The following is a 23893-nucleotide window of genomic DNA, read 5'->3' on the forward strand; positions in this document are numbered from 1 at the left end:
CGTCACTTGCCGGCCTTCGGCTTCTCGACATGGCCGCCGAAGGCATAGCGCATGGCGGACAACAACTTGTCGGAGAACTCGGATTCGCCTTGCGAGGAGAAGCGGTCGAACAGCGCCGAGGACAGCACGGGGGCGGGCACGCCGGTATCGATCGCCGCCTTCAGCGTCCAGCGGCCCTCGCCGGAATCCGAGACCCGGCCGCCGAACTGTGCCAGGCCCGGATCGCTCTTCAGCGCCCCGGCAGTGAGATCGAGCAGCCAGGAGCCAATGACGCTGCCATGGCGCCAGACCTCGGCGACCTGGGGAAGGTCGATGTCGAACTGGTAATATTGCGGATTTTCCAGCGGGCTGGTCTCGGCGTCGGCGGTACGCTGCCGCTTGCCGGCATTGGCCGATTTCAGGATGTTCATGCCTTCGGCATAGGCGGCCATGACGCCATATTCGATGCCGTTGTGCACCATCTTGACGAAGTGGCCGGCGCCGCTCGGCCCGCAATGCAGGTAACCGAACGGTGCCGTCCCGGCAGCCTTGTCGGGGGTGGGCACGCCGGCATCGGCGCCCGGCGCCAGCGTGGCGAAGACCGAATCGAGGTGCTGGACGGCGACGTCGGGGCCGCCGATCATCAGGCAGTAGCCACGCTCCAGGCCCCAGACACCGCCGCTGGTGCCGACATCGACGAGATGGATACCCTTGGCGGCCAGTTTCGCGGCCTGGTCGACGGCGTCGTGATAGTAGGAATTGCCGCCGTCGATGACGATGTCGCCGGGCTCCATCAGGGCCGAGACCTGATCGATGATCTTGCCGGTGATGGCTGCCGGCAGCATCAGCCAGACGCAGCGCGGCTTGGCGAGCTTGCCGACGAATTCCGCCATCGACGCCGCCCCCAGGGCGCCGTCACCGACCAGGGCCGCGACGCTGGCGGGGTTGATGTCGTAGACGACGCATTCGTGGCCGTCGCGCATCAGGCGGCGGACCATGTTGGCGCCCATCCGGCCCAGTCCCATCATTCCGATCTGCATGGTTTCGTCCCTGTTTGCTGGAGATTTGGGGTTTGTCGAGGGAGGATTTTAGCGGCTATCCTGCTCGCCCGATGTGACGGAGAAGTCGACATTCTCCCAATCGCCGTTCCCGGGCCAGAAAAAAGTGAAGGTCAGCGTGCTTCCGCTGGGGAGGTCGGCGACGGGCAGATCGACAAGGTGGATGCCGAAAGCATTCTCTTCGGTCTTGCTGTCCTGGGCGGTCGTCCAGTTGTCGATGCTCCAATGCACCGTGGCCGGAGCCAGCAGCTCGACGCGCAACGTCTTGCCCCCAGGCAGCGCACGGATCTTGTTGTTGAAGCGCCATGTCCTGAACGGCGATACGGTCCTGTCCTCGATGTAGCGCTTCACGCCTTGCGGCGGCATGTCGAAGACCGCGCCGTCGCGCAGCGAGCGCAACAGCTTGATGTGCTCCGAATGGGCCCAGACCAGCGGCATGGCGCTGCCCGATGGCCTGCCGCGCAACAGTTCGCGCTCGGGCATGTCGACGCCGTCCCAGACCTGTTCCGGCAACAGGCCGCCGGTTCCGGCGGATCGTTCCAGCGTGTCGAGCAAGCCGGCGGCCTTGTCCTTGCGACCTGCCGCCAGTTCGTAATGGGCGCGCTCACCGGCGAGCAGCGGCCACGGCCGGCCTTGGCCGGTGCCGTCGAAGGGCGAGCCGTCCTCGTGCTCGCCATAGCCGTCGCCATTGTAGCGGTACCAGAGCGGCCCTTGCGGCAATGCGCAGCGCAATTGCGCGTCGATGACCTTGACGGTGTCGACGATGCGCGGATCGTCGGCGGCCCGGAGGCCAAAGCGGACCAGCGCCAGCGCATCCGGGCTGACGATCTCTTGCGCCGGCCGATCGGTGTCGCCAGGTGGCCGGTTCTTGATCGGGACAAAGCCATCCTTCGGCGAGCCGGCCTCGGCGCTGTCGGGCGGCGAGATGCGGACATAGTAGCCGTCGACGCCGGCCACCTCGCAGGTGGCCGTGGCGGTGACATAGGTCCAGCGCTCGACCTGGTCGTTCCAGACGTCCGCGGTCTCGCGCAGATAGGTTGCCGCGTCCGCCTTGCCGCAGGCGTCGAGCAGGTCGGCGGCGGCAAGCAATGCGGCGATCTCGACGGCGAGCGTGAACGGGCTGTAGCCGGCGTCCTCTTCCCAGCGGTCCTCGCCGGTCACGGGTCCGTTGCGCACGACATAGGTTGCGGCGCGCTCGATCATCGGCTGGAAGGTGGCGAGCCTGGTACGTGGCAGGTGCCCGGCGCGGTGCAAGGCATCGGCCAGCAGCAGCGGAAAGGCGCATTCGTCCATCTGGATGCCTGGCCAATAGGCGGATCCGTCGAGCCAGGCGTTCTGCGGCCAATGACCGTCCGGCTGCTGGATGGAGCTGAGATAATCGAGGATCTGCAGCGCCGAGGCGGCATCGCCTGCCGCGAGAAATCCGCCCGCCGTCTCGACAAGGTCGCGCGGCCAGACCAGATGGTAGCCGCCGAGGTCGTCGTCACCCTTGTCGAAGCCCCAGGGGATGGACAGGCTGGCGACCGCCGCGCCCGGCTCCGTGATCGAGCGGTGCGTCGCCAGGACAGCGGTGCTGGTTCGATAGCTGTTGACCCCAGACGCCGCGTGCCGATCCAGAGGCAGCAGCCCGGCCTGCCATTTGCGCCAGTTCTGGACGTAGGATTTCGCGGCAGGCTCGAAGCCCCGCTTCAGGCTGGCGAAGGCGTTTTCCGCGGCCTCATCCGGTGTCGCGCCAAAACCCAGCGCCAGCACGGCCCTTGTCCTGGCCGATGTGAAGCCTATCTCGCCGGTCAGCGCGACATTGCCGTTCTCGGCGCGCTGGCAGGCTGGATCGAGCTTGCCGGCATGGGTCAGTTGCTGCCAGCCGTCGGAGAAGCCGACATAGCCAGTCGAACAGTCTCGCCAGGGCAGCGACGAAGCCAATGCCAGACAAGAGCCGCGCCCCGAGGCGAACAGCATGGATTTTCCGTCGTGGGCGCCGATCCAGGCGGTGTTGCCTATGCCGGCATTGACCAGATGCGGCGCCAGCAAGGCGTAGATGCGGTAGTCGCCAGCCGTGCCCTTGAGCGGCGTGAAGGTAATTTCCTGCAGCAGTGCGGCGCGTGCCGGGTCGGCAAGGATGCGCTTTTCGATGCGGTAGGCGCCATCGGTGGCGGTGTTGACCAGCCTGTAGGCCGGCACGCCGTCCTCGAACGGCTCGATGGTATGCGCGGCATCGCGCTTTTCTTCCGAGAAGTAGCCGTCGGGACCGGTGACGAGCAGGCCGAGGTCGCGGGTGCAGGCGCTGTCGAGCCGCGGGTAGTAGACTTCGTTGAGGATGCCGTGGCTGATGGTGAACCAGATCTGACCGGTCGGCGAAAGCGAAGTGCCGACGCCACTCTTGGCGCTTGACGTCCAGCGCGCCGGAATTCCCGGGGCGCCCGGGGCATTTTTTGGCGTCACTGGCATTCCGTTTCGGTCTCCTGACCCACTCCCTAGACAGGACCCGGAGCCATTTCAATCATTGCACCGCAAGTTGATCGGCACGCCCTCGCTGATTGCAGTTGACAGCTCGCCGGCCTTCTGCACTTTTGTCTGACAATAGATAAAAAACAGGTACGCAAGCGCGATAGTCACCAACAGCCCTCAAGACCAGCAACTCTCGGGAGGAGTATGACATGAAGAAGCTATTTGTCCTCGGCACGCTCGCAGCGGTGCTCACCGCCGGCACGGCACTCGCCGATACCAGCGGCAAGAAGATCGCATTCTCAAACAACTACGCCGGCAATTCATGGCGGCAGGCGATGCTCGACAGCTATGGCATCGTCACCAAGAAGGCGGTCGACGACAAGGTGGTCGGCGCGGCCGACATCTTCACCACCGCCGACAAGGAAGTGCCGACGCAGGCAGCCCAGGTGCAGAACCTGATCCTGCAGGGCTATGACGCCATCGTCATCAACGCGGCTTCGCCCGACGCGCTCAACGGCGCCATCAAGCAGGCCTGCGACGCCGGCATCGTCGTCGTCTCCTTCGACGGCATCGTCACCGAGCCTTGCGCCTACCGCGTCGTGGTCGACTTCAAGGACATGGGCAAGCAGGAAGTCGAGCAGATGGCCAAATTCCAGCCCAAGGGCGGGAACCTGTTGGAAATCCGCGGCCTTGCCGGCACTTCGATCGACGATGCCATCCATGCCGGCATCCTCGAAGGCGTCGCCGCTCATCCCGAGTTCAAGATCGTCGGTTCGGTGACCGGCGACTGGGACCAGACCACGGCGCAGAAGGCGGTGGCGACCATCCTGCCGTCGCTGCCCGATGTCGTCGGCATCGTCGACCAGGGCGGTGACGGCTATGGTGCCGCGCAGGCCTTCGCCGCCGCCAACAAGCCGCGCCCGACCATCATCATGGGCAACCGGCAGGACGAGCTGAAGTGGTGGAAGGAACAGAAGGAGAAGGACGGCTACCAGACCTGGTCGGCCTCGATCGCGCCGGGTGTGTCGACGCTCGCCTTCTGGGTGGCGCAGCAGGTGCTCGACGGCCGCAAGGATATTCCGCACGATCTCCTGGTGCCATATCTGGCCTTCACCCAGGACGATTTCGAGGCAGCCCTGCCGAAGATCAAGGAGGGCGGCGTCGCCACACACGAATACACGCAGGAAGAAGCCATCGCGGCTATCAAAGCCAACATCAAGTGAATGTGGCGTTGGCATCCATGCCGGCAAGCGGATATCGTTGAGCATGCCTGAAGGAAACGCCGACATCATCAGACTGAACGGCGCCGAAAAACAATTCGGCGCCGTTCGCGCGCTGGGCGGGGTGGATTTCCATGTCGGGCCCGGCGAGTGCGTCGGCCTGGTCGGCCACAATGGCGCCGGCAAATCGACGCTCATGCACATGGTGGCGGGGACCTTGATGCCCGACAGCGGCAAGATCGGCGTGCATGGCGCCGTCGAGGACAGCTACTCGGTGTCACACGCGCAGCAGCTAGGCATACGCTGCGTGTTCCAGGAACTGTCGCTGTGCCCCAATCTCAGCGTCGCCGAGAACACGCGCATCAACCACGCTTCGCTCACCGGCTTCGGCTGGCGGCGCAAGGCGGCCGAGCTGATCTCCGCCAAGCTCGACGAGATTTTTCCCGGCCACAGCATTTCGGCATCGGATATCGTTGCCGACCTGTCGATCGGCCGGCGCCAGATGGTCGAGGTCGCCCGTGCCTTCACGGTCACGCAAGATCGGCTCGACCTCGTCATCCTCGACGAACCGACATCCTCGCTCGACGCGCATACGGCCGGCCAGCTGCTCTCCTTCGTGCGCCGCTTCGTGGCCAGCGGCAAAAGCTGCATCCTGATCTCGCACGTCTTGGGCGAGGTGCTGCGCAATGCCGACCGCATCGTGGTGATGCGCGACGGCAAGGTGGTGGCGTCGGACGCGGCGGATGCCTTCGATCGCGACCGGCTGGTGACGGTGATGGGCGGGGCGGAGGCGCGCCGCAAGATCGCGGCGCAAGCCGCTGTCGCCAAATCCGCCGCCAGCCCATTGCGGGTGCGGGCGCGACCCGCCGCGCAGAAGGACGGCACCGATCTTGTCGCCCGTGCCGGCGAAATCATCGGCCTTGCCGGGCTGGCCGGACACGGGCAGACCGACCTGCTGCTGTCGATCTTCAGCGCGGCCTCACGCGCCAGGAAGGGCATCGAGGTGACAGCGCCGGTGGCGCTGGTGGCCGGCGACCGCCAGTCGGACGGCATCTTTCCACAATGGTCGATCGCTGAGAACATCGGCATCGGCTCGCTGGCACGCCTGCGCAACGGACTTTTGATTTCGCCGCAACGCGAGGCCGAACTGGCGCGGTCCTGGCAAAAGAAGATCGGCATTCGCACGCCCGACATGAACAACAACATCTTTTCGCTGTCGGGCGGCAACCAGCAGAAGGCGCTGTTTGCCCGCGTGCTCGGCTCGGATGCGCAGATCGTGCTGATGGATGATCCGATGCGCGGCGTCGACATCGGCACCAAGCTCGAAGTCTACGACCTCGTGCGCGAAGAGGCCGGCCGCGGCCGCACCTTTCTCTGGTACACGACCGAAACCGAAGAGCTCGACAATTGCGATCACATCTACGTCTTCAAGAACGGCCGCATCGTCGCCAATCTGCGTCGCGACGAGTTGACCGAAGAGAAGATCATCCAGTCATCCTTCGGCGATGCGGCCTGAGATGACGGCGGCAACACTCGAAAACGGTCTCAAGGCGTCCGCGGCGCGCGGCAGCGCGGCACGCGCGCGCCTGCTGCGCGGGTTGCTGCCGGCGCTGTCGCTGGCGCTGGTGCTCATCGCCATCGCCTGGCTCAACCCGCGCGCCATCAGCTATTTCGGGTTCAGCCTGATGCTGAACCTGGCGATACCGATCGCGCTGGCTACGATCGCGCAGATGTTCGTCATCGCGGGTAACGAGCTCGACCTGTCGATCGGCACCTTCGTCGGTTTCGTCGGCTGCGTCACCGCGACCTGGCTGAAGGACGTGCCGCTGATCGGCGTCGCCATACTGCTCGGCTCGATCGGCATCTATGCGCTGCTCGGGGCGCTGATCCATCTGCGCAATTTGCCGTCGATCGTGGTGACGCTCGGCATGAGCTTCGTCTGGCAGGGGCTGGCCATTCTTGTGCTGCCCAAGCCGGGCGGCAAGGCGCCGGACTGGCTGCTGGCGATCATGTCGTTCAAGCCGCCCTTGGTGCCGTTCCCGATCATCGCAGCACTGCTTATCGGCCTCATCGTCCATTTCGGCCTGATGCGGACCTCCTATGGCGTGATCCTGCGCGGCTCCGGCGGCAATCCGGCTGCGCTCAAGCGCGCCGGCTGGTCGCTGCTCAAGACCAAGATCGTGCTGTTCGCGCTGGCCGGCCTGTTCGGCGTGCTGTCCGGCATGGCGCTGATCGGCATCACCACCTCGGCCGATGCCAATATCGGCAATGGCTACACGCTGCTGGCGATCGCCGGAGTCATCCTCGGCGGCGGCGAGTTCGTCGGCGGCCGGGTGTCGCCGATCGGCGCGGTGATCGGCGCGCTGACGCTGGCGCTGGCCGCTTCGCCGCTGCTCACCTTCATGCACATTCCGCCCGACTGGCAGGTGGCGGCCAACGGCGCCATCCTCATCATCGTGCTGGCGGCGCGGGTGCTGATCAGCCGCAAAGAGAGGTGAGCGATGACGCTGGTGAAATCGCTGGCCGGCAAACCGTGGATATGGTCATTCGTCGGCGCGCTCGTGGTGTGGCTGGCGACGATCGCCTTCACCGGCGGCTACGGCGGCGGCGGCATGGTCACGGCGGCACTGTCGCTCGCCGTGTTCACCGTCATAGTTGGTGTCGGCCAGATGTTCGTCATCACGCTGGGCCCGGGCAATGTCGACCTGTCGCTGCCGGCCAATATCGGTCTTGCCAGCGCGGTCGCCATGAAGGTGATGGGCGGCAGCGATTCCATGATCGTGGTCGGCCTGCTGGCGGCGCTCGCCTGCGGGGCGGCGATCGGCGCGGCCAACTACCTGCTGATCTGGGCGCTGCGCATCCCGCCGATCATCGCCACGCTGTCGGCGAGCTTCATCATCCAGTCGATAGACATCAGCTATGGGCGCGGGCTGCAGATCAAGCCACCGCCGGGCTTCGCCAATTTCGCCAACTGGCAGATCCTGGGCGTTCCGGTGCTGGCGATCCTCACCGTGCTGTTCACCATCGGTGCGGCCATTGCGCTGCAGCGCATGATCTATGGCCGCTCGGTGCTGGCGATTGGCCAGAACATCCGCGCCGCCTGGCTCGCCGGCGTCAATGTGGGCCGCATCCGTTTCCTCACCTACACGCTCTCTGGCGCGCTCGGCGGCATCGACGGCGCGCTGCTCGCCGGCTATTTCCGCGGCGCCAATGTCGATATCGGCAATGAATATCTGCTGGCCTCGATCGCGGTGGTGGTCATCGGCGGCACGTCGGTCGCCGGCGGCAAGGCCAATGTGCCAGGCGTCTGGGGCGCGGCGCTTTTTTTGGTACTTCTGCTGACCATGCTCAACACCTTTGGGGTCAGTGCCGGCGTGCGGCTGCTGCTGACGGGGCTGATTATCGTTGGCGTGATCACGGCCGCAGGTGGGGAGAAGGCGCTGCGGTAATATTTAGCGCCTTCGCCGCCCTACAGCCCTTCCGGACAAGCATTGTGCCAGAGCGACGCGCGGTTCCCATTCGCGGCGCGGCCTAGTAAACCCTCCCGATCGCAGTCGGTCTCGGGAGGTTCAGCTTGTCCAATGTTATCAGCGTTACCAGGGACAATGATGTCGCCGTCGTCACCATCGACAATCCGCCGGTCAACGCGCTGAGCTTTCATGTCCGTGAGCCACTGATGCAGGCGCTGGTTGCCCTGCGCGACGATGCTTCGGTCGCGGCAATCATCATCGCCTGCGCCGGCCGGACGTTCGTCGCCGGCGCTGATATCACGGAGTTCGGCAAGCCGATGCAGCCGCCGGAGCTGCGCGCTATCGTGGCCATGCTGGAAACCATCGCCAAGCCGACCGTTGCCGCCATCCACGGCACCGCGCTCGGCGGTGGCCTAGAACTGGCGCTCGGCTGCCATTTCCGTGTGGCCGATGCGCACGCCAAGCTTGGCCTTCCCGAAGTGAAGCTCGGTCTCTTGCCGGGTGGCGGCGGCACGGTGCGGCTGCCGCGCCTGGTCGGCGCGGTGAAAGCATTGAAGATGATCGTCTCGGGCACGCCGATCGGTGCGGAGGAGGCGCATGCCGCCGGTCTCGTCGATGCCGTCTTCGAAGGCGATCTGTCCACACATGCCGTGAACTTTGCCAGGGAGTTGGCCCCCAAGGGTGGTCCCTTCACGCCGGTGCGTGATCGCGATGACCGCCTCAAGGAAACCGACCTGGCGGCCTTCGATGCCGAAGCGGCGGATCTTGCCAGGAAGGCGCGGGGCCTCGAGGCGCCGATCGCCTGTGCGCAAGCGGTGCGCAATGCCGTTACGCTGCCCTTCGACGAAGCGCTGGCGGCGGAACGGGCGCTATTCGCTGGACTGATCGCCAGCGATCAGTCGCGCGCGCAGCGGCACCTGTTCTTCGCCGAACGTGAGGCGGCAAAGGTTCCCGGCAAGGACACGCCCAAGCGCAGGATCGCGCGCGTCGGCGTCATCGGCGCCGGCACGATGGGCGGCGGCATCGCCATGGCCTTCGCCAATGGCGGTTTTTCGGTCACTTTGCTGGAGACCAGCGAGGAAGCGCTGCAACGCGGGCTGGCTACGATCGAGAAGAACTATGCCGTCTCCGTTTCGCGCGGTTCCCTGACCGAGGACGCCAAGCGTCAGCGGCTCGCCCAGTTCAAGGGCTCCACCGACTATGCCGACCTCGCCGACTGCGATCTGATCGTCGAGGCGGTGTTCGAGGACATGGCGGTGAAGAAGGAGGTGTTCGGCAAGATCGATGCGGTGGCCAGGCCGGGCGCCATCCTCGCCACCAATACCTCCTATCTCGACATCGACGAAATCGCCGCCTCGGTCTCGCGGCCGCAGGATGTGGTCGGCCTGCATTTCTTCTCGCCGGCCAATGTCATGAAACTGCTGGAAATCGTACGGGCCGACAAGACCGCGCCGGATGCGCTGGCGACCGTCGTCGACCTGGCGCGGCGGATTGGCAAGGTGGCCGTCGTCGTCGGCGTCTGCCACGGCTTCGTCGGCAACCGCATGCTGGCGGCACGGGGTTCGGAGTCGGAAGAGCTTCTCCTGGAGGGTGCGACACCCAGCCAGATCGACAAGGCCTTCACCGATTTCGGCTGGCCGATGGGGCCGTTCCAGATGGGCGATCTCGCCGGCCTCGACATTGGCTGGCGCAACCGCAAGGCGCGCGGCCAGACGGCCGTCATCGCCGACACGCTGTGCGAGCAAGGACGCTTCGGCCAGAAGACCGGCCGAGGCTTCTATCTCTATGAGGCCGGCGCGCGGTCAGGCATTCCCGATCCCGAGGTGGAGGCGCTGATCCGCGACAAGGCGGCCGAGCGTGGCATCGCGCCGCGCGCGATCGGTGCGGACGAAATCATCGAGCGCACGCTTTATCCGTTGGTCAATGAGGGCGCGAAGATTCTTGAGGAAGGCATAGCTGCCCGTGCATCCGACATCGATGTCGTCTGGGTCAATGGCTACGGTTTTCCAATCGGCAAGGGCGGCCCGATGTTCTGGGCCGGTCTCGAAAGGCCGGCCAGGATCGTCGAGCGGCTCGAGTATTGGCGCCAACGGACCGGCAAGGATGTGTTCAAGCCGGCCCCGCGGCTTAAAGCGATGGCCGAGACCGGTTCCTGGGAGGCCGGCGCGACGGGCTGATCACACGGCGGTCGATGAGCGATTTCGTCCGCGCGACTGCCCTGATCTCACGGGTATTGGTCGAAACGTAAATGCGCTTGGCGCGCCCTTGCCACGCCGTAGCTCTCACACGTGCTTGCGGCCGCCGGCCTCGCGGAACCAACTGTCGGGGTAGGGGTACCACCATTCCTGGATCGCCGGCTTGTGGTCGATGATGACCATCTTGGAGCGGCGGAAGGCATCCAGCCCCTGGCGGCCGAGTTCTCGTCCAAGGCCGGAAGCCTTCCAGCCGCCGAAGGGCAGGGCGTCATTGTCGATCAGCGGATTGTTGACCCAGATCATGCCGGCCTCGAGCCGTTCCGCGGCCTCATGCGCCTCGGCGAAATCGGTGGTGAAGACGGAAGCGCCAAGCCCGAACGGGCTGTCATTGGCAAGCCGGATCGCCTCGTCGAAATTTTTTACGCGGCAGATGGCGGCGACCGGGCCAAAGCATTCTTCGCGCACGATCGCCATGTCAGGGGTGACGCCGGTGAGGATCGTCGGCTCGTAGAACCAGCCGGTGTTGTGCGCCGGCGGGATGCGGCCGCCGGTGACTGCAATGGCGCCGTTGCGGATGGCATCGTCGACCAAACGCATGACCTTGGCCCGGGCCGCTTCGCTGACCAGCGGGCCGATCTCGGTCTTGTCCATGCCGTTGCCGATGCGCAGCGCGCGCGTCCGTTCAGCGAAAAGTGCGACGAAGCGATCATGAACTTGATCGACGACGAAGAAGCGCTCGGCCGAGGTGCAGACCTGGCCGGTGAGATGGAAGGCCGCGGTGACGCTGCCGGCCGCCGCGACCTCCAGCGGCGCGTGCTCGCTGATGATCAGCGGATCGCTGCCGCCGGCCTCGATGACGCACGGTTTCATGCGCTCAGCGCAGGCGACCGCGACGGCCTTGCCGGCGGCGACCGAACCGGTGAAGGCGACGGCATGGGTACGATCGGAGGCAATCAGCGCCTGCGCCGTGGCCGCCCCGCCCGGCAGGCAGGAGACCAGACCTTCGGGCAGCGCGCGGAACACGGTCATGTAGTCCAGTGTCGACAGCGTCGTCGCCTCGGCTGGCTTGATGATGCAGGCGTTGCCGGCGGCGAGCGAAGCCGCCACCGTCCAGCACATCAGCAGGATCGGGAAATTGTAGGGCATGATGTGGACGGACACGCCGTAAGGTTCGTAGCGCGCATACTGGAACGAACCGGCCTGCGTCGTGCCGGCGATCTTCCCGGCATCGTCGCGCGCCATCTCGGCATAGTAGCGGAAGATCGGCGCGCAATTGGCGATCTCGCCGATGGCTTCCGGATAGGGCTTGCCCATCTCGCGCACCATCAGTTCCGCGCAGCGGGTGAAGTCGGCCGCCTCGATGGCGTTGGCGACGGCGTGCAGGTGCTTGGCCCTGCTTTTGGCATCGAGCGTCTTCCAGACTGCCTGCGCCGTGGTCGCGGCGGTGAGCACGGCGTCGATCTCGCCGTCGCTGGCCGCCGTGATCGCGCCGACGGTTTCGAGCGTCGCGGGGTCGATCACCGGTTTTGACGCGCCGGCCATCGGCCGGTAGTCCGGATTGACGAAGAAGGTTGGCCGGTCAGGGGAGAAGTTCATGGACATCCTCTCGGATCCGATCAGCGGATCATGTAGACCTTCTTGATGGTCTCATGGACGGTGCAGACGCCCTTCCAGTCCTGCGGGAAGAAGGCCGCCGTGTCCGGCTCGATCTCGATCACCTCGCCGGATTCATGGACATAGGTGCAGCTTCCTTCGAGGAAGTGGCAGAATTCGTCGCGGGTGACGTGGCAGTGCCATTTGCCGGGTGTGCAGACCCACAGCCCGCATTCGGAGCGGCCTTCCGGCCCTTTGTAGAGCAGCTTGCCCGAAGTGTGGGATTGCCCCTCGATCATGGTCGGGATGACGCCCCAGTCGACGAGGTCGGTGACGGCGAGCGGCGATTGCATGATTGGCGTGGTCATAGGGATGTCCTCGAAAGAGTGCTCAGCGGCACATGAAAGCCTTGGTCAGCGTTTGGGTGATGATGGAAATGCCGGTCCAGCCGGCGGGAAAGAACACCAGCGTGCCGGCCTCGACCGGAATCTGTTCGCCGTTGTCATGGACATAGCTGCCGTGCCCCGACAGGAAGTGGCAGAACTCGCCCGACGCAAACGTGACCTTGCGGGTGCCCGGCGTGCAGGACCACAAGCCGCATTCGCTCGAACCGTCCGGGTTCTGCGACAGGATCCTGCCCGACGCGCGCGGCGCGCCGGCGAGCGTGTTGGCGCCCGCGCCCCAATCCTCCAGTTCCACGGTGGAGGCCTTCGGCCAATGCGGTGTCGGCATGTCTTGCTCCTGTGCAGTGGATTCTTGCTTGAGCATGATCTTGTCCGAAAACCGGTTCCCACTTTTCGCTGTCGCGGTCCTTCGGTTCGGGACCATGCTTCTCACGCCAGCATGTAGACGTTGCGCATGGTCTCATGCACGGTGCATGCACCCGTCCAGCCGGCGGGAAACATGACCACGGTCCCGGCCGAGATTTCTATCACTTCGCCGACATCGGACCGGTAGGTCGCCCGGCCGGCGACGAAATGGCACAATTCGTCGCGTGGGATCGAGAGCCGCCAGCGGCCCGGCGTGCACACCCAGATGCCGGATTCCGGCTGGTTGTTCGGGCCCTTGTGCAGGAGTTTGCCGGTCGAGTGGGACGTGCCTGCCAATGCATCCGGTTGGAGGCCCCAGTCGACAAGGTCGGTGCGGGTGGAGGCTTGGTGTAGGTGCGGGGCGGACGAGGTCATGAGTGTGCTCTGGTGGCGCGATGTTTAACGTTGATATGCCGAGCCAGGGCACCCCCTCTGGCCTGCCGGCCATCTCCCCCGCAAGGGGGGAGATCGGATGTTGTCTCGGCCTTCGCCAATCACCAAGGCTGCAGAGTGAGAACCGGCTGCGAAGCTGCCAATCTCCCCCCTTGCGGGGGAGATGGCCGGCAGGCCAGAGGGGGGGTGCTCAAGCTCGACACCTCGATCACAGCAACCCCTCCAGCAAACCCGCCGCCTTCTCGGGCCCGTTCTGCGCGTGCATCTGTGCCGATGTCCTCGCGAGCTTCGCTTTCATGGCCGGATCGGTCAGGCAGGCTTCGATCCTGGCGACCAGCTCGGCATCGGTCCAGTCGTAGCGCGGCATGCCGAAGCCGTGGCCGGTTTCCTCGACGCGGGTGGCGTTGTCGTGGCCGTCCCAGACATAAGGCATGATGATCGCCGGCTTGCCGAAATAGAGGCACTCGGTGAACGAGTTGTTGCCGCCATGGTGGATGACGGCATCGACCTGCGGGATGACCGAGGGCTGCGGAAACCAGCTGTCGACGATGACGTTGCCGGGCACGTCCGTGTACTGGTCCTTGTAGCCGCCGACATTGACCAGCGCGCGGTAGCGTGTGTTGCCCAGCGTCGCGATGATGCGCTTCAGCAACTCGACATCGCCGGCGCCGAGGCTGCCGAAGGAGACGTAGAGCAGCGGCCCGTCATTGTTCTTCGCGAAGGTCGGCACCGTGTAGGGCTTCTCCTGCCGCACGCAGCCTTCGAGATACTGGAATTGTGCCGGATCGAGCGGATGGCGGCGCTTGAACTTGGCCGCCTCCGGATAGAGCAGCAAATTGAGGTAGGGCGAGGCCTCGAAGAACTGGCCGATCGGATAGGGCGCCTCATTGTTGGCGGCGAGGAAGGTGTTGAAGTCGTCATGGATCGGCTTGATCACCGCATTGAAATGGTCGCGGTAGCGCTGGTGTCCGGCATGGTCGTTCTCGCCGCAGCCCGAGAGATGCGGCGGGATGTCTTCATCCTCGATCTCGTTTTCCGAGCAGGAGATGACGCGCACCCACGGCTTGCCGTACTGTTTGATCGCCGGGAACAGGATGACGTTGTCGACGCAGATGACATCGGGCTTGATCGCAGCCAGGACGCCCGGCAGGTCCTTCTGCGCCCATTTGGCGCTGTCGACGATCGCGGTCCAGCAATCCTTGACGTAATTGTCGACCTGGTCGTAGGGCGATTTGCGGAAATTCGGGATGTGGCCGTTGATGAAATCCTCCCAGAATTTCGCCATCTGCTCGGCGGGCATCGGTTCGGAGAGATTCACCGGATGCGCCTCGAAACCGTAGCCCTTGTAGACGTCGACGAAGCCGGGATCGGACAGGAACACGGCTCTGTGGCCGCGCGCCTCGACGGCTTGCGCGATGCCGACGGAATTGAGCGCCGGGCCGTAGGCCGCCTCTGGAAAGAACGCGATCGTCTTCTGCGCCATCAGGCTTCTCCTGTTATTCTGCGAAAATTCTGACATCGGCGGCATCCCAGCCGAGTTCGACCTGGTCGCCTGACGAAACCGGCCGGCGGTCGGCGGCATCGGCGGTGACGCGGACCAGGAACGGTTTGGGCGACAGCGGCGTGCGGACATGTAGTTGCAAGTCGAGCCCCTGGTAGGCCAGCGCCTCGACCGTGCCGGTGGTGCGGTTGGCGGTGTCTGCTGACGGGAACAGCCGGATCCGTTCGGGCCGCACGGAGGCCACCGCCGATGCGCCGGGCGGGAGCGCGGCGGGAACCTTGCCGGCGATGCGCACGCCATTGGCGGCCGTCACGCCGTCGGCGGCGACCTTGCCCGGAACGAAATTCATCACGCCGATGAAATCGGCGACGAAGCGATCCGCCGGATGTTCGTAGACCGCATGCGGCGTATCGCATTGCAGCAACTTGCCGTCCTTCAGCACCGCCATGCGGTCGGCCATGACAAGCGATTCCTCCTGGTCATGGGTGACGATGACGAAGGTGATGCCGACCTCGTGCTGCAGGCGCTTCAATTCCAATTGCATGGCTCCGCGCAGCTTCTTGTCGAGCGCACCGAGCGGCTCGTCGAGCAGCAGCAGCCTCGGCCGCTTGACCAGGGCACGGGCAAGCGCGACGCGCTGCTTCTGGCCACCGGACAATTGCTCCGGCTTGCGGTCGGCGAAGGGGACGAGTTCGGTGGTCGCCAGGATGGCGTCGACGCGGGAGCGGATCTCTCTAGCCGGCAAACGCTCCATCTCCAGGCCATAGGAGACATTGGCCCGAACACTCATATGCGGAAACAGCGCGTAGGACTGGAACATCAGGTTGACGGGCCGCTTGTTCGGCGGCATCCGGGCAATGTCGCGGCCGTCGAGCAGGATACGGCCGTCATTGGGCGTCTCGAAGCCGGCCAGCATGCGTAGCAGCGTGGTCTTGCCGCAGCCGGAGGGCCCGAGCAGCGCGAAGAACTCGTTCTCGCGGATATCGAGCGAGATGCCGTCGACGGCGGTGACGCGGCCGAAATTCTTCGACACATGATCGATGGCCAGCAGCGTGCGCGGTTCGCTCATTGGCCGATAATCCCACGGTTGAGCCGCTGCGACAGGGTGAGCGCGGTGATCGAGACCGCCATGACGATGGTCGCCAGCGCGTTGATCTCCGGCGTGATGCCGAAGCGGATCATGGCGTAGATCTGCATCGGCAGCGTGGTCGAGGCACGGCCGGCTCCGGCGGTGAAGAAGGCGATGATGAACTCGTCGACCGACAGCGTGAAGGCAAGCAGGGCTCCGGCGATCACCGCCGGCAGAATGACCGGCAAGGTCACCCGCCGGAACGTGGTGAGCGCGGAGGCGCCGAGATCGGCAGAGGCTTCGACGATCGACCAGTCGAAGCTCTTCAGCCTTGCGCGCACCACCGAGCAGACGAAGGCGAGGTTGAAGACGACATGGGCGAGGATGATGGTGTGCAGGCCCATGGTCAAATTGAGCATGGAGAAGAACGACAGCAGCGCGATCGCCAGCACGATGTCGGGGATGATCATCGGCGCGAAGATCAGCGCTTCGAGCCCCTTGCCGTACTGCCGGCGCATCTCGACGCCGATCGCCAGCAGCGTGCCGAGCAAGGTGGCTATGGCTGTCGAGACCAGTGCCACGATCAGCGTGTTGAGCGCGGCGGACAGGATGGCGGAGTTGTGGGCCAGCGAGGCATACCATTTCAACGAGAAGCCGGACCATGCCGTCGGCAGCCCGCCTTCGTTGAAGGACAGCGCCACCAGCACGGCGATCGGGATGTAGAGGAAGGCGAAGACGAGAACGAGGACCGTCCGCATGCTGAGAGTGCGGGTAAAGGATCGATTCATCTCGAACCTCCGGTTGCTTGGAGCCGAGTGAACGAGCTGCGTCCTTCTCCCCGTTCACGGGGAGAAGATGCCGGCAGGCAGATGAGGGGCAGCGCTGAGCATGGCAAAGACAGGCGCCGCCCCTCATCCGCCCCTTCGGGGCACCTTCTCCCCCTAAACGGGGAGAAGGCAAGGATTGCGCCGCGCTCAGCCATCGGAATTGCCTTTCGCCTCAGCCGCACGCCCCGAGGCGCGGTCGGCGGCGAGCGCCTGCGCCATCAGCACGAGAAGCATGATGGCGATCAGCGCCATGGCGAGTGCGGCACCGAAGGGCCAGTCATTGGCGGTCAGGAACTGGTCGTAGACGAGGTTGCCGATCATCTGGAAGCGGCCGCCGCCGAGCAGGGCGGGGGTGACGAAATTGCCGATCGACAGCACGAAGACGAAGACCGCGCCGGCGGCAATGCCGGGCACTGTCAGCGGCAGGATGACACGGCGGAATGTGGTGACGGCGGAAGCGCCAAGATCGCGCGAGGCTTCGGCGAGTTCGGGGTTGAGGCGCGACAAAGGTGCGTAGCAGGCGAGAATGACGAAGGGCAAATAGTTGTAGACAAGGCCGGCTATGACGGCGCCTTCCGTGTAGAGCATCGATGGCGGTTCGCCGGTGTAGCCGAACCAGCGCAAGAGCTGCGTGATCAGCCCCTCGCGGTTGAGCAGCACGATCCAGGCATAGGTGCGGATCAGGTAGTTGGACCAGAACGGCAGCACGGCAAAGAACAGGAACACCGGCTGCCACCGGCGCGGTGCCGCCGCGATCGCGTAGGCGGCGGCATAGCCGATCACCACCGCGATGAGCGTCGCTGTGCCGGCGATGCGCGCCGACTTCAGGAAGATGCCGGCATAGAGCGGGTCGAAGACCAGCCCGAAATTCTCCAGCGTGAAGGTGTAATCGATGCCGCCATAAATACCGCGCCGGAAGAAGGCGAGCGCCAGCACCAGCGTGCAGGGAACCACCATCAGCGCGGTCAACCAGACCAGCGCCGGGGCCATCAGCAGGGCGGAGCGGGAGGGGAAGTGTTTCACGAAGCGCCCCCCTCTGCCCTGCCGGGCATCTCCCCCTCAAGGGTAGGGCTATCGCATATGAGTAAAGAGGCTGAGCAGGTCTTGATCGGCCCATCGTGCTTTGAGTCGTTTGTGGCTGAGCGGGATTTTTTCGGGGTCAGCTCTGAGAACATTGAGGGTGAGGCGCCGAAGTATGGCATGGTTGGCGGCTGTGTTGTTCTTGCGGCCTCTGATGTGATCTTCGCCGAGCAGGACGTCGAGTTGCCAGTGCAGGTCATTCTCGATGCTCCAGTGGCGGCGTACTGTGGCCAGCAGTTCGTGTGCCGGCATTTTGCGCGACAGCGCATAGCATCGGACCTTGTGTGTGGTCTTGCCCTCGACGGTGCGCCAGCTTTCGACACGGCCGATGGCGCAAAGGTCGACGAGTGCATTCTTGCCCGGCGTCTGCGCGAAGGGAATGACGAAGGCACGCCGCACCTCGTGACGGCCATGCGCGTCCTCTTCGGTCTGATGGAACTTGGTTGCTTTGCCCGCCGCCGCCTTGTCGAGGGCGGTGTTGGCTTCGGCGGCCAGCTTCGACTGGTTGCCTTTGATGGCGATCACGTAATGGCCACCGCCGTCGCGCACGGTCTTGGTCATGCGGCGATGGCAGTGCAAGGCGTCGGCGGTGACGGTCAAGCCTTTGAGCGACAACAATTCGAGCGCCGCAATCGCGGCCTGCACCTCGCCGCCCTCCTGCGCCACGGTCTGGGCCAAGCTCATGAAGGTGTCGCAGCCAAAGACGGTCACCACCAGCGGCGGCATATGCGAGCGGCCCTTGGCATAGGCGCGCCTGAGGCTCTTGCCGTCGACGGCGACCTGGCCTTTCGGCGCATCGATGCGCGCCTGCTCGCCGAACGCGGCCATGAAGCGCATGAAGGCCTCGTTGAGGGCGACAGGATCGAGAGCCGCCAGCACCCGGCTGAAGGTGTCGTGGCTGGGCGCGCCACGCTCGAGCGGGATGAACTGGCGCAACAAATCGAGCCGGCTCCTGGCAAACAGCTCCATCTCCGTGCAGTGCGTCGCCCCGCAAAGTACCGCCGCAAGCGCGACGAACAAAATCTCCGGCAACGGATGCTGCGCGGTCAAGTCCCGCGGGTCCGGAACCTCGCCGAATACATCCAGGAACACCATGCCGACCTCCGATCATCCAGAGGTCCCCTCAGAATCGATTTCCACACATCGCACAAGAGTACGTTTGTACTCATGTGCGATTCCCCTGCCCTCAAGGGGGGAGATTGGCTGTGGCATCGCCTTCGTCAATCTCCAATGCTTAAGGGCGAGCGGAACATCAGAACTGCTTATTTCCCCCCTTGAGGGGGAGATGGCCGGCAGGCCAGAGGGGGGCGCCACGGAACGCACGCTTAATTCAAGACTAACGCCTACTGCGCGGCCTTGATCTCGCTGACAATCTTGGAATAGTCGCGCTGGGCTTCGCCGACGTCGCGCAGCTGCTCGAACTTGACGAGGTCGGCCACCGGCATCGCCATGTTGGGGAACTTTGCCAGGAAGTCTGCCGGCAGGCTCTCCATCGCCGGCTTGTTCGGCACCTTGTAGTCGATGTTCTGCGCCGCCCAGGCGTGGTTCTTGGCATCGAGCATGAAGTTGATGAACTGGAAGGCGGCGTCCTTGTTGGCGGAAGCCTTCATCACCACCATCGTGTCGACCCAGAGATCCGAACCTTCCTTGGGAATGACGTATTTGATCTCGGGCTTGTCGGCGATGCCGTAGTTGCACCAGCCGTCCCAGGCCTGCACCATCAGCGCCTCGCCGGACACCAGCTTCGAATAGAAGGTGGTGTCGTCATAGGCGAGCAGGGTCTTCTTGGCCGAGATCAAGAGGTCCTTGACCTCGGCCATCTTGGCGGGATCGGTCTCGTTGACCGAAAAGCCCTTGTCGAGCTGGCCGGCGGCGAGCAGCCAGCGATCCGTCGCCAGCATGGTGGTCTTGCCCTTCAATTCGTCGGACGGGGCAAGCAGGTCGCTCCAGCTCGTCGGCGCCACCTTCATCAGGTCCGAGCGGTAGCAAAGGCCCGTCGTGCCCCAGGTGTAAGGCACGGAGAAAGTGTTGCCGACATCGTGCGGCAGCTTGGTCGCTTCCGGGTAGAGGTTCGCGAGGTTCGGGATCTTGGCGTGGTCCATCGGCTCGGTCAGGCCAAGCTTGTTCAGCACTTCGGCGAAGGGCGAGGAGACGAAGACCACGTCATAGCCCTTGCCGCCGGCGGCGATGAGCTTGCCCATGATTTCTTCATTGGTGGCGTGCACCACCACTTCGCCGGAAACGCCGGTCGCGGTCTTGAAGGCGGCCATGGCGTCGGGCGCCATGTAGCCGTCCCAATTGGAAATGACGAGGTCGGCGGCGACAGCCGGCGCCGACAGCGCCCAAGCGAGGCCGAGAGCGATTGAAGAGACCTTGAGCGCACGGCGCCGCGGGCTGGTAGCGGTCATGGCAGACTCCCATTCGGGTTGATCGTCGAATTCTGTGTTGGATCCGGCGCGATCTGTCTCGCGGCTCCGATCCTGTTCCCTCGGCCTTTTTCCTGCCGATTGCCCGCACAGTACTATTGCAGAAAAAAGTACGTCAATCCATAATTTGCCAAGCAATCGAAGAATCTGGCCGATTGCGTCTTAGAAGCCGATCGGTCAAACCATGCGGGTCATGTCCGCCCATCGAGACTAGTCATGCAAGCCGCAGCCCGACGACCTCGCACCAATCATCTCGACCTGGCGCAGCGCATCCTGGATGTGGCCCGCCAGCGCGGCTTCGAGCCGGGCGCCCGCCTGCCCGAGCAGCAGATCGCCTCGCTATGCAATGTCTCGCGCACGCCGGTGCGGGCGGCACTCAGCCTGCTCGCGGAGCGGGGTGTCGTGCGCTGGCAGGCCGATACCGGCTATCATCTGGCCGTCGACCTCGCCGCGCAGCCGGCCATATCGGCCGAGCTGCCCATTACCGAGGAAGACGAGCTTGCCGAAGCGATCCTGCGCGACCGGTCGGCGCGCAGGCTGGACCAGACGGTAACCGCCGCCGGGTTGATGCGACGGTACAGTGCCGAGAGAAAGACGGTACTAAAAGCGCTTAATAAACTGACAGAGGAGAATCTGCTGGACCGTGCGCCGGGCCAGTCCTGGCTTTTCCGCCGCACGCCTGATGATCCGGAGGCGCAAGGCGAAAGCTACGAGTTCCGCTTGCTGCTGGAGCCCGCGGCGATCCTGACACCCGGCTTCCGGCTGGATGGCGCGCGGGCGGCGGCGCTGCGCCAGGGCATGGACGCGCTGTCGGCGCTGCCGGATGCCACGTTCGATACGCGCGAGTTCCAGCGGCTGGACATCGATTTCCATGGCATGATCGCCGAGGGCAGCGCCAACCGCTTCGTCGCCGATGCACTGGCCGATCATCTCAGGCTGCGCCGGCTGCCCGGCATCTATGCCGGCGTCAACGTGTTCAGGCTGCGGCAATCGTTGCTGGAACATTTGAACATACTCGACCATCTCGAAAGCCGGCAGTATGAGGTGGCTGCCGATCTGCTTCGCATTCACCTGCGGCTATCCCGCAACCAGCGACCGCAAGCGGCCAGCCGCGGGGCGCCCGCACTGTTCGGCATGATCAGCCGGCCGGAATGACGAGGACTAATTGACGCGCAAAGCCAGCCCGACCATCGCGCTGTTTCCCGAAGCAAGCTTCGGCGCCGCATTGAATTGCGTCGGTATCGCGCAGGCGTTGCGCGCCAAGGGCGCCCGGCCCGTCTTCATCTGCCATGCCGGCTTCTCCGGTGTCTTTGCCGACTATGGTTTCCAGGAATACCAGCTGCCGACCGACGAGCCGCTGAGCGACAGCGAGCGCCAGAGCTACTGGCAGGCCTTCGTGCGCCGGCACCTGCCGCATTTCCGGCTGAGCCCGATCGACCAGCTCGAAACCTATGTCGCGCCGACATGGCAGGCGATCGTCGACACCGCTGTCAATGCCGAGGCGCCTTTGCGCCAATTGCTGGGGCGGCTGAAGCCGGATGCGATCGTGCTCGACAATGTCATCATGTTCCCGGCCATTGCCGCCGCCGGTTGTCCATGGGTGCGTGTCGTCTCCTGCGCCGAGACGGAACTGCCGGACGCTGAAGTGCCGCCCTACCTTTCGGGAATGGGTGCCGATGACCCGCAACGCGCGGCGTTCGAGGCGCGCTATCTCGCCGCCTCGGCGCCGGCGCATGATCGGTTCAACCGTTTTCGCGTGGATTCCGGCCTGGCACCGCTGCCGAAAGGCCTGTTCCTGGAGACGTCGCCCGATCTCAATCTGCTGCTGACGCCGGCAATCGTGCGCCGTGAGCGCGCCGCGCCGCTCGATCCGGAGCGCTTCGTCTATCTCGAAGGTTGCGTGCGTTCGGAAGGGCCGTTCGAAGTGCCGGTGTTCCCGCGCAACAAGGGGCCGCTGGTCTATGTCAGCTTCGGCAGCCTCGGCGCCATGGATGTCGGGCTGATCGAGCGCATGCTCGCCGTCTTCGACAGGCTGCCGGCGCGCTTCATCGTCAATGTCGGCGGGTTGCGCGACGCCTATCGCGCGGTGCCGGATAATGTCTATCTCGACGCCTGGTTTCCGCAGCCCTCGGTGGTGGCGAAGTCCGACCTGTTCATCCACCATGGCGGCAACAACAGCTTTTGCGAGGCGCTGCGCTTCGGCGTGCCGTCGCTGATCATGCCCTATTGCTGGGACGGACACGACAATGCACGCCGTGCCGAGGAGACCGGCACCGGCGACCATATCGGCCGTGACGGCTGGACCGAAGGAGTATTGGAGAGAGCCATTCTCGGCATGCTGGCCGATGACGCCATGCGCGCCCGCCTGAAGGAAAATGCAGCCCAGATGGCGCTGAAACCCGGAACGGACGTGGCCGCGCAAGCCATACTCTCCCTGATACGGACGTGAACGAAATGCCTGACAAGAACATGAATACCGCGACCAACGATCCCAAGGCCTGGCTGGTCCAGCACCGCATCAATGAGGTCGAATGCCTGGTGCCCGACATGAACGGCGTGCTGCGCGGCAAGGCCCTGCCGACAGCGAAGTTTCTCAAGGCCCTGGAAGACCGCGCGCTCTATCTGCCGAGCAGCGCTTTCCTGGTCAGCATCGACGGCCGCTATTCCGGCTCGATCGACGAGGGTTTTGCCTATTCGGACCCGGACATGCGCATGGTGCCCGACGTTTCGACGCTCAGCCTGGCGCCGGGTGCCGCCGCGGGAAAGGCCTATGTCTTCGCCGACGCCTTCCACATGGACGGAAGGCCATGGATGGCCTCGCCACGCCATGTGCTGCGCGCCGTTCTCGAACTCTACCGCCAGCGCGGCTGGCGCGGGGTGGTGGCGCCGGAGCTTGAATTCTATCTCACCGCGCCCAACCCCGATCCGGACAAGCCGCTGACCGCCCCGGTCGGCAGCAATGGCCGCGCCGAGGGCGTGCAGCATCCCTATGACATGGCAGCGCTCGAGGAATTCGAGCCGGTGATCCGCCGCATCTACGATTATGCCGCGGCCGCCGGGTTGCCGCTCGACACGCTGATCCACGAATCGGGCACGGCACAGCTGGAGATCAACTTCCTGCATGGCGACGCACTGCCGTTGGCCGACAAGGTGCTTTTGTTCAAGCGGCTGACGCGGCAAGCCGCGCAGCAATGCGGCATGCACGCCACTTTCATGGCCAAGCCGATCGCCGCGCAGGCCGGCAGCTCGATGCATCTGCACATGTCCGTCATCGACGAGGCCGGCAACACGCTGTTTGCCGGCAAGGACGATGCCGACACCGAGATGTTCGGCCATTTCATCGGCGGCCTGCAGAGATACGTGCCGGAGATCATGCCGCTGTTCGCGCCCAACGTGAATTCGTTCCGCCGCATAAGGCCGAACCACAGCGCGCCGGCCAACATCGAGTGGTCGCACGACAACCGCTCCTGCGGCCTGCGCGTGCCGGCCGGCGGGCGCGCCGCGCGGCGGGTTGAGAACCGCTTGCCGGGTGCGGATTCAAACCCTTACCTGGCGATCGCCGGTTCGCTGCTTGCCGGCTATCTCGGCATCGAACAGAAACTCGCGCGCTCGGCCGAAGCGTCGGGCAATGCTTACAAGATCAAAAGCACGCTGCCGAAAACCATGGAGGAGGCGCTCGATCGTTTCGAGGCCTGTGATCCGGTGCGGAAATTGCTCGGGGAGGACTTCTTCCAGACCTACCTGCGCGTCAAGAGCGTCGAACTCGACCTGTTCCAGGGCGTGGTGACGAGCTGGGAACGCGACCACCTGCTGCTGAAGGTGTGA

The 23893-nt window shown here is 64.8% G+C and carries 20 protein-coding genes; 8 read left to right on the plus strand and 12 right to left on the minus strand.

Features of this window, described 5'->3' with window-relative positions:
• Positions 1-2: 2 nt before the first annotated feature.
• Both gnd and MESOP_RS05450 read right to left on the minus strand, forming a co-directional pair.
• A complete protein-coding gene (gnd, locus tag MESOP_RS05445; RefSeq protein ID WP_013892325.1) occupies positions 3-1019 on the minus strand; it encodes a phosphogluconate dehydrogenase (NAD(+)-dependent, decarboxylating) in 1017 nt (338 codons plus the stop codon).
• 48 nt (positions 1020-1067) lie between these two features.
• A complete protein-coding gene (locus tag MESOP_RS05450) occupies positions 1068-3485 on the minus strand; it encodes a glucan 1,4-alpha-glucosidase (protein WP_013892326.1) in 2418 nt (805 codons plus the stop codon).
• A 209-nt stretch (positions 3486-3694) separates the two neighbouring features.
• Between MESOP_RS05450 and MESOP_RS05455 the strand changes: the two genes are divergently transcribed.
• The 5 genes from MESOP_RS05455 to MESOP_RS05475 all read left to right on the plus strand — a co-directional run bounded on the left by MESOP_RS05455 (position 3695) and on the right by MESOP_RS05475 (position 10352).
• A complete protein-coding gene (locus tag MESOP_RS05455; protein WP_013892327.1) occupies positions 3695-4708 on the plus strand; it encodes an ABC transporter substrate-binding protein in 1014 nt (337 codons plus the stop codon).
• A gap of 43 nt (positions 4709-4751) precedes the next feature.
• A complete protein-coding gene (locus MESOP_RS05460; RefSeq protein WP_013892328.1) occupies positions 4752-6221 on the plus strand; it encodes a sugar ABC transporter ATP-binding protein in 1470 nt (489 codons plus the stop codon).
• A 1-nt stretch (position 6222) separates the two neighbouring features.
• Entirely contained in the window at positions 6223-7203 is a 981-nt protein-coding gene (locus MESOP_RS05465) for an ABC transporter permease (protein WP_013892329.1), read from the plus strand.
• Between the two features lie 3 nt (positions 7204-7206).
• Positions 7207-8154, plus strand: a complete 948-nt coding sequence (locus MESOP_RS05470) for an ABC transporter permease (RefSeq protein WP_013892330.1) — start codon at positions 7207-7209, stop codon at positions 8152-8154.
• 125 nt (positions 8155-8279) lie between these two features.
• On the plus strand, positions 8280-10352 hold the full coding sequence (locus tag MESOP_RS05475; RefSeq protein WP_013892331.1) for a 3-hydroxyacyl-CoA dehydrogenase NAD-binding domain-containing protein: 2073 nt from the start codon (positions 8280-8282) through the stop codon (positions 10350-10352).
• 105 nt (positions 10353-10457) lie between these two features.
• On the opposite strand, the gene MESOP_RS05480 is transcribed toward MESOP_RS05475, so the two are convergent.
• From MESOP_RS05480 to MESOP_RS05525, 10 genes are all read right to left on the minus strand, one after another.
• A complete protein-coding gene (locus MESOP_RS05480) occupies positions 10458-11966 on the minus strand; it encodes an aldehyde dehydrogenase family protein (RefSeq protein WP_013892332.1) in 1509 nt (502 codons plus the stop codon).
• Between the two features lie 20 nt (positions 11967-11986).
• Positions 11987-12331, minus strand: coding sequence for a cupin domain-containing protein (locus MESOP_RS05485; protein WP_013892333.1), 345 nt, complete (start codon positions 12329-12331; stop codon positions 11987-11989).
• Between the two features lie 22 nt (positions 12332-12353).
• Positions 12354-12695, minus strand: a complete 342-nt coding sequence (locus tag MESOP_RS05490) for a cupin domain-containing protein (protein WP_013892334.1) — start codon at positions 12693-12695, stop codon at positions 12354-12356.
• A 101-nt stretch (positions 12696-12796) separates the two neighbouring features.
• Complete coding sequence (locus tag MESOP_RS05495) at positions 12797-13147, minus strand: cupin domain-containing protein (RefSeq protein WP_013892335.1); 351 nt, start codon at positions 13145-13147, stop codon at positions 12797-12799.
• 226 nt (positions 13148-13373) lie between these two features.
• Complete coding sequence (locus tag MESOP_RS05500) at positions 13374-14648, minus strand: glycosyltransferase (RefSeq protein WP_013892336.1); 1275 nt, start codon at positions 14646-14648, stop codon at positions 13374-13376.
• A gap of 13 nt (positions 14649-14661) precedes the next feature.
• Positions 14662-15735 carry an ABC transporter ATP-binding protein gene (locus MESOP_RS05505; protein ID WP_013892337.1) on the minus strand — a complete coding sequence of 358 codons (1074 nt, stop codon included), beginning with the start codon at positions 15733-15735 and terminating at the stop codon, positions 14662-14664.
• On the minus strand, positions 15732-16523 hold the full coding sequence (locus tag MESOP_RS05510; RefSeq protein ID WP_013892338.1) for an ABC transporter permease: 792 nt from the start codon (positions 16521-16523) through the stop codon (positions 15732-15734). The genes MESOP_RS05505 and MESOP_RS05510 overlap by 4 nt, the downstream gene beginning before the upstream one ends.
• A gap of 186 nt (positions 16524-16709) precedes the next feature.
• Complete coding sequence (locus MESOP_RS05515; protein ID WP_041164009.1) at positions 16710-17552, minus strand: ABC transporter permease; 843 nt, start codon at positions 17550-17552, stop codon at positions 16710-16712.
• Between the two features lie 81 nt (positions 17553-17633).
• Positions 17634-18737 carry an ISAs1 family transposase gene (locus MESOP_RS05520; protein WP_013891672.1) on the minus strand — a complete coding sequence of 368 codons (1104 nt, stop codon included), beginning with the start codon at positions 18735-18737 and terminating at the stop codon, positions 17634-17636.
• 248 nt (positions 18738-18985) lie between these two features.
• Positions 18986-20050, minus strand: a complete 1065-nt coding sequence (locus MESOP_RS05525) for a polyamine ABC transporter substrate-binding protein (protein WP_013892340.1) — start codon at positions 20048-20050, stop codon at positions 18986-18988.
• A gap of 234 nt (positions 20051-20284) precedes the next feature.
• On the opposite strand from MESOP_RS05525, the gene MESOP_RS05530 reads away from it, so the two are divergent.
• From MESOP_RS05530 to MESOP_RS05540, 3 genes are read left to right on the plus strand one after another with little or no spacing between them, the layout of a single operon-like run.
• Positions 20285-21223 (plus strand): GntR family transcriptional regulator, encoded by a 939-nt coding sequence (locus MESOP_RS05530; RefSeq protein ID WP_013892341.1) that lies wholly within the window; start codon positions 20285-20287, stop codon positions 21221-21223.
• A 10-nt stretch (positions 21224-21233) separates the two neighbouring features.
• Positions 21234-22517, plus strand: a complete 1284-nt coding sequence (locus MESOP_RS05535; protein ID WP_013892342.1) for a nucleotide disphospho-sugar-binding domain-containing protein — start codon at positions 21234-21236, stop codon at positions 22515-22517.
• 5 nt (positions 22518-22522) lie between these two features.
• On the plus strand, positions 22523-23893 hold the full coding sequence (locus MESOP_RS05540) for a glutamine synthetase family protein (protein ID WP_013892343.1): 1371 nt from the start codon (positions 22523-22525) through the stop codon (positions 23891-23893).

Source organism: Mesorhizobium opportunistum WSM2075 (genome assembly GCF_000176035.2).
GTDB classification, from domain to species: Bacteria; Pseudomonadota; Alphaproteobacteria; order Rhizobiales; family Rhizobiaceae; genus Mesorhizobium; species Mesorhizobium opportunistum.

Excerpts from the sequence above, each read along its gene's own strand:
- gnd (WP_013892325.1), bottom strand. The coding sequence starts at position 1,019 with ATGCAGATCGGAATGATGGGACTGGGCCGGATGGGCGCCAACATGGTC.
- MESOP_RS05450 (WP_013892326.1), bottom strand. The coding sequence starts at position 3,485 with ATGCCAGTGACGCCAAAAAATGCCCCGGGCGCCCCGGGAATTCCGGCG.
- MESOP_RS05455 (WP_013892327.1), top strand. The coding sequence starts at position 3,695 with ATGAAGAAGCTATTTGTCCTCGGCACGCTCGCAGCGGTGCTCACCGCC.
- MESOP_RS05460 (WP_013892328.1), top strand. The coding sequence starts at position 4,752 with ATGCCTGAAGGAAACGCCGACATCATCAGACTGAACGGCGCCGAAAAA.
- MESOP_RS05465 (WP_013892329.1), top strand. The coding sequence starts at position 6,223 with ATGACGGCGGCAACACTCGAAAACGGTCTCAAGGCGTCCGCGGCGCGC.
- MESOP_RS05470 (WP_013892330.1), top strand. The coding sequence starts at position 7,207 with ATGACGCTGGTGAAATCGCTGGCCGGCAAACCGTGGATATGGTCATTC.
- MESOP_RS05480 (WP_013892332.1), bottom strand. The coding sequence starts at position 11,966 with ATGAACTTCTCCCCTGACCGGCCAACCTTCTTCGTCAATCCGGACTAC.
- MESOP_RS05485 (WP_013892333.1), bottom strand. The coding sequence starts at position 12,331 with ATGACCACGCCAATCATGCAATCGCCGCTCGCCGTCACCGACCTCGTC.
- MESOP_RS05490 (WP_013892334.1), bottom strand. The coding sequence starts at position 12,695 with ATGCCGACACCGCATTGGCCGAAGGCCTCCACCGTGGAACTGGAGGAT.
- MESOP_RS05495 (WP_013892335.1), bottom strand. The coding sequence starts at position 13,147 with ATGACCTCGTCCGCCCCGCACCTACACCAAGCCTCCACCCGCACCGAC.
- MESOP_RS05500 (WP_013892336.1), bottom strand. The coding sequence starts at position 14,648 with ATGGCGCAGAAGACGATCGCGTTCTTTCCAGAGGCGGCCTACGGCCCG.
- MESOP_RS05505 (WP_013892337.1), bottom strand. The coding sequence starts at position 15,735 with ATGAGCGAACCGCGCACGCTGCTGGCCATCGATCATGTGTCGAAGAAT.
- MESOP_RS05510 (WP_013892338.1), bottom strand. The coding sequence starts at position 16,523 with ATGAATCGATCCTTTACCCGCACTCTCAGCATGCGGACGGTCCTCGTT.
- MESOP_RS05515 (WP_041164009.1), bottom strand. The coding sequence starts at position 17,552 with ATGGCCCCGGCGCTGGTCTGGTTGACCGCGCTGATGGTGGTTCCCTGC.
- MESOP_RS05520 (WP_013891672.1), bottom strand. The coding sequence starts at position 18,737 with ATGGTGTTCCTGGATGTATTCGGCGAGGTTCCGGACCCGCGGGACTTG.
- MESOP_RS05525 (WP_013892340.1), bottom strand. The coding sequence starts at position 20,050 with ATGACCGCTACCAGCCCGCGGCGCCGTGCGCTCAAGGTCTCTTCAATC.
- MESOP_RS05530 (WP_013892341.1), top strand. The coding sequence starts at position 20,285 with ATGCAAGCCGCAGCCCGACGACCTCGCACCAATCATCTCGACCTGGCG.
- MESOP_RS05540 (WP_013892343.1), top strand. The coding sequence starts at position 22,523 with ATGCCTGACAAGAACATGAATACCGCGACCAACGATCCCAAGGCCTGG.